The sequence below is a fragment of the Agromyces binzhouensis genome (genome assembly GCF_004135055.1).
Classification (GTDB): domain Bacteria; phylum Actinomycetota; class Actinomycetes; order Actinomycetales; family Microbacteriaceae; genus Agromyces; species Agromyces binzhouensis.
Genome location: NZ_SDPL01000090.1, coordinates 1 through 9416, shown reverse-complemented (window position 1 = coordinate 9416; position 9416 = coordinate 1). Strand labels below are relative to the sequence as shown.

Below are 9416 nucleotides of genomic sequence, written 5' to 3'. Positions count from 1 at the left end.
TGGTGGCCCGCGGTCACGCTCACGCGCGCGGTGCTCGCGATCGGCACGCAGCGGTTCGGGCGGATGTCGCCGAGCGAGCGCAACGCGCGCTGGCGGATCGCACGCCTCGCGGGCGCGTCGGAGTCGGCGTCGCGCGGCTGATCCGCGTTCCTCGCGTGGCGCTCCGGCCCTCGGTCGCCGCTTCGCCACGACGGGTCGGTGCAGGCCCTCAGGGCGTTCCCTGTTGCCGCACCGGTCGGGGGTCGATAGGTTCGGCCCTGCACGGCAGCATCACGCGTTCCAGCCTTGTCGAGGAGGCCCTGCGATGCTCTCCAACCACAACGTGCCCGCCGTCCAGGCACCCGACCGCCGCCTCCTGCGCGCCTTCGCGTTCGACCCGATGAGCTCGCGCCTCAGCGGCCAGTTCCTCACGGTCGACATCCCGTTCGAGACGGGGCTCCGGCCGGGCCCGGACGGCGAGCTCGTCCAGGTCGTCGACTACGACGCCACCCGGCGCCGGTGGTACCACCCCGTCGACCTCGACGACCCGCCCGTCCTCGCGCAGGAGGGCCTGCGTCCGTCCGAGAGCGATCCGCGGTCGCACCAGCAGATCGTCTACGCGATCACGATGAGCGTCATCGAGCGGTTCGAGCGGTTCACCGGTCGTCGCTTCCGCTGGCGCGGCGAGGACCGGCTCCGGCTCGTGCCGCACGCGTTCTACGGCCGCAACGCCTACTTCGACCCGGACCGGCGCGCGGTCCTCTTCGGCTACTACCGGGCCGACGACTCCGACTCGCAGGCGAACCTGCCGCACCAGCTGATGTTCACGTGCCTCTCGGTCGACATCATCGCCCACGAGGTCACGCACGCGATCGTGCACCGGATGCGGCCGATGTTCACGATCGCGACGAACTCCGACGTCTTCGCCTTCCACGAGGCGTTCGCCGACCTCGTCGCACTGTTCCACCACTTCCTGTTCACCGACATCGTCGAGGACTTCGTCGCCGGCTCGCGCAGCGAGCTCTCCGATGCCACGGCGCTGCTCTCGCTGGCGGACGAGTTCGGCCGGTCGACCGGCCGCGGCGGGCCGCTGCGCTCGGCGGTCGGGTCGGAGCCCGATCCGGCGGACTTCCAGGCGGCGCGCGAGCCGCATCGCCGCGGCGCGATCTTCGTGGCCGCCGTGTTCGACGCGTACCTCGCGACCTACCGATCGCGGATCGCGGACCTCCGACGGCTCGCCACGGGGGGCTCGGGCGTGCTCTCCGACGGCGAGCTGTCGCCCGACCTCGTCCGCCGCATCGCCGGCGAGGCCGTGAAGAACGCCGACCGCATCCTCGGCATGGTGGTCCGCGGATTCGACTACCTGCCGGCGGTCGATGTCACGTTCGGCGACGTCGTGCGCGCCGTCATCACGGCCGACCGCGACCTGTTCCCCGACGACCGGATCCATCTCCGCGGCCACCTCGTCGAGGCGCTGCGACGCCGCGGCATCTTCCCGCCCGGCGTCGTCTCGCTCGCCGACCAGGCGCTGCTCTGGCGCCGTCCGACCATCCCGCTGAACCTCACGACGGGTGATGCGACGGTCGACCTCGGGCAGCTGATCCTCGACTCGACGATCAAGCTCGACCCCGCGGCGTCCTCGGTCACCGCGGCCGGCAACGCCGCCAAGGAGCGTTCGAGGGCGGTGTACGCGCAGACCGTGAACTGGGCGAAGGCGCACGCCGTCGAGCTCGGCCTCGACCCCCACGCGGGACGGATCCGGGTCCTCGGCATGCACGTCGGGTTCCAGAGCGGCGGCGACGGCCAGCCGCACCCGAGGATCTTCATCCAGATCGTGCAGCGGCGCGAGGACCTCGAGTCGGGACCCGACCGGGACACCCGGACGCGCCTCCACGCGGCCTGCACGGTGATCGCGAACGTCGACGGGCGCGTCGCCTGGCTCGTCCCGAAGCCGCTGCCGTACACCCGCCCCGCCGAGCTCGCGAAGCTGCCGGAACCGCTCCGGACGCACGGTCGCCATCAGCACGCGGCCGGCGTCGCGCGGCTCGAGGAGATCCACGACTGGTTCGACGAGGTCGAGGACGGCGACCCGCTCGCGATCTGGCTCGACCAGCCCGCGATCGGACGGTTGACGTTCGCGAGCCTGCACGCACCCGAGGAGGCCTGAGCCATGTCCGAGGCGACCGTCACGATCCGGATGTACAACCCCGGCTTCGGCGACTGCTTCCTGGTGACCGTCGCCGACGACGACGCGACCTGGCGGATGCTCATCGACTGCGGCGTGCACAGCCACGGCCGAGCCCGCGTCGGCGACGTGCCGCGGAAGATCGGCGACGTGGTCGACGCCGTCATCGCCCAGCTCACGGCCGAGAGCGACGACGGGACGCCGCGGCTCGACGTCGTCGTCGCGACCCACCGCCACTCCGACCACGTGTCGGGGTTCGCCGACGACGCCTGGGAAGCGGTCGACGTCGGCGAGGTGTGGGTGCCGTTCGTCGAGGACGAGCACGACTCCGACGCGATCGGCCTCCGCCAGGGGCTCTCCGTCGCTGCGACCGCCCTGCAGGGACTCGTCGAGCAGGCCGCCGGCGGGCGGCCGGTCGAATCGCTCGGACGTTCGATGGCGCTCGCGCTGGACTTCGCGGTGAACTCCGGACCGAACCTCGCGGCAGCGACCAGGCTGGTCGACGGCGGGTTCAAGGGCGGCGTCGAGCACCACGACGTCCGGTTCCTGCCGAAGCGCGACGCGGCGGCCAACCGCGTCGAGCTGCCTGTCGATGGTGCCGTGGTGCACGTGCTCGGGCCGAGTCGCGACCCCCAGTACCTCAAGCGGATGGACCCGCCCGCCGCCGTGCACTGGCTGGAGGAGGCGGCCGCCGAACTCGGTCGCGACGAGGACGACGACATCTTCGACCGCATGTACGCGGTGCCGCGCGACGAGGTCTCCGCCCGGGTCCCGATCCAGCTCGTCCGAGCGCGGAACGCCATGCGCCTCGGGCAGCTCGCGCTCGACGAGGAGGCGCTGCTGCGCGCGGCATCCGTCCTCGAGCGCTCGGTGAACAACACCAGCCTCTTCTTCGTGCTCGACGTCCGCGGAACCCGGTTCGTCTTCGTGGGAGACTCGCAGCAGGGCGCGTGGGAGCACGTGCTCGACGCCCCGGAGTCGCGGGCGCTCGTGACCGGCGCCGCGTTCTACAAGGTCGGACACCACGGCTCGCACAACGCGACGCCGAAGCCGGTCGCGCACGAACTCGTCCGCGCCGGCGGCGTCGCCATGGTTCCCGTCGGCACGGTGAAGGCATGGCAGGACAACATCCCGAAGGCGGAGATCCTCGAGGCGCTGCACGAGAGCGGCGCGCACGTGATCCGCGCGGACGATCCGGAGGCGGGCGCCCAGGGGGACGACGACCTCGACTTCGACGCCGCCCCGGACGGGCTCTGGAGCGAGGTGCGCTTCCGGATCCCCTGATCCGGCGCGGGCGACGGGTCAGGGGATCCGCAGCGTCGTCCAGTCGTCGTCGACCCACGTCGCGTCGGCGGGCAGCCGCGGCCGGTAGTCCGTCGCCGACATCCGCTCGCGCACGCTCGCGTGCACCCGGACACCCGGGGGGATCGGTCGCCGACGCGGCACCAGCAGGCTCCACACCGCTCCGTTCCGGTGCGCCGCTCCGGCCGAGTGCGCGTCGGAGAACCCCTCGAACTCCTTCGCGGTGCGCTTCGCGTCGAGCTTCAGGCCACGGTCGACCGCACCCTCGAGGACCCACTTCAACGCGATGGTCGAGAGCTTCGGGTCGTCGGCGTACGTGCCGCCGACGTCGGAGTGGATGCCCGCGAACCACGCCTCCTCGAGCGTCTCGGGCGCCTTGGTGCGCACCTCGTACTCGCGGAACGGGCGACGCCGCTCGTCGATCGAGATGGCGTGCCGGATGTGGCGGGCGTTCGGCAGCTGCCTCGTGTACGGCCAGTCGGGGGCGATGCGCACCACGCCGAGGGCCTTCACCGTGTCCCACAGCCCGAGGTACTCGATCGGGATCGTGCTCCGGCCGTCGACCTGCTGTGCGAACAGGCGCGAGAAGCGGTGGATCTCGTCCCACGGGATCCGCCCCTCTCCGCCGCGGCGGGCGTACTTCGCGACCGCGTACTGGAGCTGGTTCTCCGAGCCCGGGCGCATCAGCCCGACGAGGCGGAGCATCCCCGTCAGCGCACGGGCCGTGAACGCGCCTCGACTGAACCCGAACACGAAGATCCGGTCGCCCGGCTGCCAGGTCCGCATGAGCCACGCGTACGCCTCGCCGAGGTTCTGCCGCATCCCCGCCCCGTAGATCAGCCCGCCGAGTCGGGAGAGTCCGCGCGCCAGCGGGGTCCACGCGCCCGGCGATGCGAACGTGCCGACGCCGGGGTCGTAGTACGCGACCTGCGCGGTCTCGTCGGAGAGGTCGAGCAGGTCGTAGACCCGCACGCAGTTCGAGTCGGCATCGCCTCGCACCTGGCCGGCCGTCCCGTCCAGGCAGAGCACCAGATTCCGCGCCATGATCGCGTCCCCCCGGACGGTCGGCACCCGCGGCTCCGCCCGAACGTCACGGTACTCCCCGGGCGTGCTCCTGCGGAAGGGAACGCCGTCGACCGCATCCCGCGTCACGGGACCGATGACCCGGCCGACGGCCGAGCCGGCCGCCTACCATCGGGCGCGACGGCCGGCCCGCTTCGCCGGCCCCGCACGGATGGAGGACGCAGCATGAAGATCGTCGTGGTCGGAGGGGTGGCCGGCGGGGCGTCGGTCGCAGCGCGCGCACGCCGCCTCGACGAGTTCGCCGAGATCGTGGTGCTCGAGCGGGGCGACTACGTCTCGTTCGCGAACTGCGGCCTGCCGTACCACATCGGCGAGGTCATCACCGATCGCAGCCGCCTGCTGCTCCAGACGCCCGAGAGCCTGCACGAGTCGCTCGCGATCGACGTGCGCGTCGGCGCCGAGGTCGTCGCGCTCGACCGGCGGGCGAAGACCGTCACCGTCCGCGAGACCGCGACCGGTCGCGAGTACGTCGAGTCGTACGACCGGCTCGCGCTCTGCCCGGGCGCCGATCCGCTCCGGCCGCCGCTGCCCGGGATCGACCTGCCCGGCGTGCACGTGCTGCGCAACGTCACCGACATGGACGAGATCAAGGCGCAGCTCGACGAGGCGCTCGCGGCGGCGGCATCCGCACCGGGCCGATCACGCACGCCGGTGAAGGCGGTCGTCATCGGCGCCGGGTACATCGGCGTCGAGATGGCCGAGAACCTCCAGCACCGGGGAGCCTCGGTGACGATCGTCGAACTCGCCGACCAGATCCTGCCGCCGCTCGACAAGGAGGTCTCGGTCCCGGTCGAGCAGCACCTGCGCAGCCGCGGCGTCGAGCTGTTCCTCTCGACCGGTGCGGCGGCGTTCTCCGAGCGCCCCGGCGGCGGCCTCACGGTCGAGCTCACGAACACCCGGTTCGTCGACGCCGACCTCGTGATCCTGTCGGCCGGCGTGCGGCCGAACGCCGGCCTGGCGGCGGATGCCGGCCTCGAGCTCGGGCCGCGCGGCGGCATCCGCGTCGACACGCACATGCGCACGTCGGACCCGTCGATCTGGGCGGCGGGCGACGCCGTCGAGACCCCGCACACGGTGCTCCCGGGCTCGTGGATCACGCCGCTCGCCGGCCCCGCGAACCGCGAGGCGCGCGTCGCGGCCGAGAACATCTGCGGGCGCGACACCGAGTACCGCTCCACGCAGGGCACGTCGATCGTGAAGGTGTTCGACATGGTCGCGGGCGGCACGGGCGCCACCGAACGCCAGCTCCTGGCGGAGGGCATCGAGTACCGCGCGATCCACATCCACCCGTCCGGCCACGCGGGCTACTACCCGGGCACGGCGCAGATGCACCTGAAGCTCCTGTTCGCACCGGGCGACGGGCGCATCCTCGGCGCCCAGGTCGCGGGGTTCGACGGCGTCGACAAGCGGCTCGACGTGCTCGCCACGGCCATCCGCCTCGGCGGCACGGTGCACGACCTCGAGGAGCTCGAGCTCGCGTACGCGCCGCCGTTCGGGTCGGCCAAGGACCCCGTCAACATGGCCGGCTTCGTGGCGAGCAACGTGCTGCAGGGCGACCTCGTGCTCTGGTACGCGAGCGACTGGCCCGAGCGGGTGGAGGGCACGCGGCTCGTCGACGTGCGTACACCCGAGGAGTTCGGCATCTGGCACATCCCCGGTGCCGAGAACGTGCCGCTGGCGACGCTGCGCGGGGCCAGCGAGGACTGGGACCGGACGGTGCCCGTCCGCCTCTACTGCGCCGTGGGGTTCCGCAGCTACCTCGCCTACCGGCTGCTCGTGCAGCGCGGCTTCGCCGACGTCGCGACGCTCTCGGGCGGATCCAACACCTTCCGATTCCGGCACGAGGTCGAGCCGGCCTCGACCGTCGCGCCGCCGCCGGAGATCGCCTACGCCGAGGCGGTCGACCTCATCGCCGCGACCAAGGGGACGGGGAGGTCGGTCGACCTCGACTGCACCGGGCTCGCCTGCCCCGGCCCGATCATGCGGCTCTCGGCGACGATGGGCGACCTCGCCGCGGGCGACGAGGTCGTCGTGCGCGTCTCCGACCCGGGGTTCGTCAGCGACGGCCCCGCCTGGGCGGCGAGCCACGGGCACGAACTGCTCTCCATGACGCCCGACGGGCCGGGCTACGTCGCGGCCTTCCGCAAGGGCGGCGCAGCGGCATCCGGGGCCACGGCAGTCGTCGAGCGGAAGAACCAGACGTCGTTCGTCGTGTTCTCCGGCGACCTCGACAAGATGCTCGCCGCGTTCATCATCGCCAACGGCGCCCTCGCCATGGGGCAGCAGGTGTCGATGTTCTTCACGTTCTGGGGGCTGAACGCGCTCCGGCGGGACCACGCGCCGAAGCGCGAGCACGGCGCGCTCGAGCGCATGATGGGCATGATGATGCCCTCCGGGCCCGACCGGCTCCCGCTCTCGCAGATGAACATGGCCGGCGCCGGCCCGGCGATGATCAAGCACGTCATGAAGGAGCACGACGTGCAGTCGGTCCCCGAGCTCATGACCGCCGCACGCGAGGGCGGGGCGCGGCTCATCGCGTGCACCATGACGATGGACCTCCTCGGCATCGCCGAGACCGACCTGCTGGAGGACATCGAGTTCGGCGGCGTCGCGACCTTCCTCGGCGAGGCGGAGAAGTCCGGGACGACGCTCTTCATCTGAGTCCTCCCGCGTTCGGCCCCCGAACGGGGTCGGACGCCGGAGTCCGAGGTTCTCCCGTGCGCGGGGCATCCGCCCCTAGCATTGGCGCATGAGTGCGCCTGTCTCCGCACCCGACACCACGACGAGCCCCGCCCGTCGCAAGGTGCGGCTGCGCCGCGGTTCGACCGACCGATCGGCGGCCGCGCTGCTGCTGACCGGCACCGTGCTCGCCATCCTCTGGGCGAACTCGCCGTGGGGCTGGACCTACGAGGCGTTCTGGGAGACCGAACTCGAGATCGGCCTCGGCGGATGGCAGATGCACGCCACGCTGCACGACGTCGTGAACGACGGGCTCATGACGCTGTTCTTCTTCGTGGTGGGCCTCGAGGTCAAGCGGGAGTTCACGATCGGCGAGCTCACCGACCGCTCGCGCGCGATCGTGCCGATCGTCGCGGCGATCGCCGGACTGGTGATCCCCGCCCTGCTCTTCGTGGTCATCGCGCTGCCGACCGGTGAGCTCAGCGCGTGGGGCGTCGTGATCTCGACCGACACCGCGTTCCTGCTCGGCGCCCTCGCGATCATCGGTCCGCCGTTCCCGGCCCGGCTCCGCACGTTCCTCCTCACGCTCGCCGTGGTCGACGACGTCGGGGCGCTGCTCGCGATCGGCATCTTCTACAACACCGGGCTCGACCTCGTTCCGCTCGCGATCGCCGCCGTGCTCATGGTCGCGATCGCCCTCGTGCGGTACCTGCGGGCCGGGCGCGGCCTCGCCTACGGGGTGCTCGGCATCGCGCTCTGGGTCGCGATCGCCATGGCCGGCATCCACCCGACCCTCGCGGGCGTCGCGGTCGCGCTGCTGATCCCAGTGTTCCCGCCGCGCCGGACCGAGGTCGAGCGGACCGAGGAGCTCACGCGCGCGTTCCGCGAGTCGCCGAGCGCCCAGTACGCGGCCGCGGTGAACCGGAGCCTCCGCGAGTCGCTGTCGATCAACGACCGGCTGCAGGCCGAATGGGGCCCGTACATCGCGTTCCTCGTGCTGCCGATCTTCGCGCTCGCGAACGCGGGCGTGCACCTCGACGCCGAGACGCTCGCCTCGGCCTTCGCCTCGCCGCTCACGTGGGCGATCATCGCCGGCCTCGTCGTGGGCAAGTTCGTCGGCATCACGGCGGTGACGGCGATCGTGCGTGCGACCGGCATCGGCCGGCTCGCGCCGGGACTCGGCATGCCGCGCGTCGCAGGCGGCGCGGCCCTGTCGGGCATCGGGTTCACCATCTCGCTGTTCATCGTCGGGATCGCGCTCCCCGACGGGGAGTTGCAGGACCACGGACGGGTCGGCGTGCTGACGGCATCCCTCGTCGCCTTCGCGCTCGGGTGGGCGATCTTCGCCATCGCCGATCGCCTGGATCCGCCGAAGGCGGTCGGCAAGGTGCTCGCCCGGCCGTTCGACCCCGAGCGCGACCACTACCGGGGGCGCCCCGACGCGCCCTACCAGATCGTCGAGTACGGCGACTTCGAGTGCCCGTTCTGCAGCCGCGCGACCGGTTCGATCGACCAGGTGATCCGGCGCTTCGGCGACGAGGTGTGCTGGGTCTGGCGGCACCTGCCGCTCGAGGGCGTGCACCCGCATGCCAAGCTCGCGTCCCAGGCGTACGAGGCGGCGGCGCTGCAGGGCCGGTTCCTCGAGATGGCGCGCACGCTCTTCCAGCACCAGGACGCGCTGGAGACGGACGACCTGTGCCGCTACGCCGAGGAGATCGGCCTCGACGTCCCCCGGTTCCTCGAGGACCTGCAGTCGCCCGCCGTGGTGCGCCGCGTGGAGGACGACCAGATCGACGCCGAGTTCATGGACCTGCATTCGACGCCGACGTTCTTCGTCAACGGTCGCCGGCACATCGGGCCGTGGGACTCGCGCAGCCTGATCCGCTCGCTCGAGGCGTCGGCATCGGTGCCTCCGGAGCCCGCGGCCGAGCGCTGACCGCTCCCGCTGCGCCGGCTCAGCCGGCGGCGGTGCGGTGCCGGGACACCCCGACGACCACGAGCGCCGCGCCGATCGCGGCGTAGATGACGAGGGCGACGAGGTCGCCCCAGCCGGAGCCGACGCCGAGGCCGGCGAGGAGCAGGCTGTGGCCGGGGCCCGTCGGGATGAGGTTCGCGGGCCCGGCGATCGCGGCGGGCACGGTCGAGGAGACCCCGGCCGCGAGGCCGATGACGGCGGCGATCGCGGCCA

6 protein-coding genes are annotated in these 9416 nt (G+C 72.3%); 4 read left to right on the top strand and 2 right to left on the bottom strand.

The features are described from left to right. Positions 1-304 precede the first annotated feature (304 nt). Both ESO86_RS06655 and ESO86_RS06650 read left to right on the top strand, forming a co-directional pair. Positions 305-2146 (top strand): gluzincin family metallopeptidase, encoded by a 1842-nt coding sequence (locus tag ESO86_RS06655; RefSeq protein WP_129234192.1) that lies wholly within the window; start codon positions 305-307, stop codon positions 2144-2146. Between the two features lie 3 nt (positions 2147-2149). Continuing rightward, entirely contained in the window at positions 2150-3448 is a 1299-nt protein-coding gene (locus ESO86_RS06650; RefSeq protein WP_129234191.1) for a ComEC/Rec2 family competence protein, read from the top strand. Positions 3449-3466: 18 nt separating this feature from the next. Here ESO86_RS06650 and ESO86_RS06645 read toward each other — a convergent pair whose 3' ends face one another. After that, positions 3467-4510 carry a DUF2235 domain-containing protein gene (locus tag ESO86_RS06645; RefSeq protein ID WP_129234190.1) on the bottom strand — a complete coding sequence of 348 codons (1044 nt, stop codon included), beginning with the start codon at positions 4508-4510 and terminating at the stop codon, positions 3467-3469. Positions 4511-4714: 204 nt separating this feature from the next. On the opposite strand from ESO86_RS06645, the gene ESO86_RS06640 reads away from it, so the two are divergent. Together ESO86_RS06640 and nhaA are read left to right on the top strand one after the other, a co-directional pair. Then, positions 4715-7210 (top strand): FAD-dependent oxidoreductase, encoded by a 2496-nt coding sequence (locus ESO86_RS06640; protein WP_129234189.1) that lies wholly within the window; start codon positions 4715-4717, stop codon positions 7208-7210. 88 nt (positions 7211-7298) lie between these two features. Beyond that, entirely contained in the window at positions 7299-9164 is a 1866-nt protein-coding gene (gene nhaA, locus ESO86_RS06635; RefSeq protein ID WP_129234188.1) for a Na+/H+ antiporter NhaA, read from the top strand. Positions 9165-9183: 19 nt separating this feature from the next. Here nhaA and ESO86_RS18635 read toward each other — a convergent pair. Continuing rightward, a partial coding sequence (locus tag ESO86_RS18635; protein ID WP_207207038.1) for a hypothetical protein occupies positions 9184-9416 on the bottom strand: 233 nt, incomplete at its 5' end.

Bases quoted from the DNA above. Each gene is read 5' to 3' on its own strand.
- ESO86_RS06655 (WP_129234192.1), top strand. From the start codon at position 305: ATGCTCTCCAACCACAACGTGCCCGCCGTCCAGGCACCCGACCGCCGC.
- ESO86_RS06650 (WP_129234191.1), top strand. From the start codon at position 2,150: ATGTCCGAGGCGACCGTCACGATCCGGATGTACAACCCCGGCTTCGGC.
- ESO86_RS06645 (WP_129234190.1), bottom strand. From the start codon at position 4,510: ATGGCGCGGAATCTGGTGCTCTGCCTGGACGGGACGGCCGGCCAGGTG.
- ESO86_RS06640 (WP_129234189.1), top strand. From the start codon at position 4,715: ATGAAGATCGTCGTGGTCGGAGGGGTGGCCGGCGGGGCGTCGGTCGCA.
- nhaA (WP_129234188.1), top strand. From the start codon at position 7,299: ATGAGTGCGCCTGTCTCCGCACCCGACACCACGACGAGCCCCGCCCGT.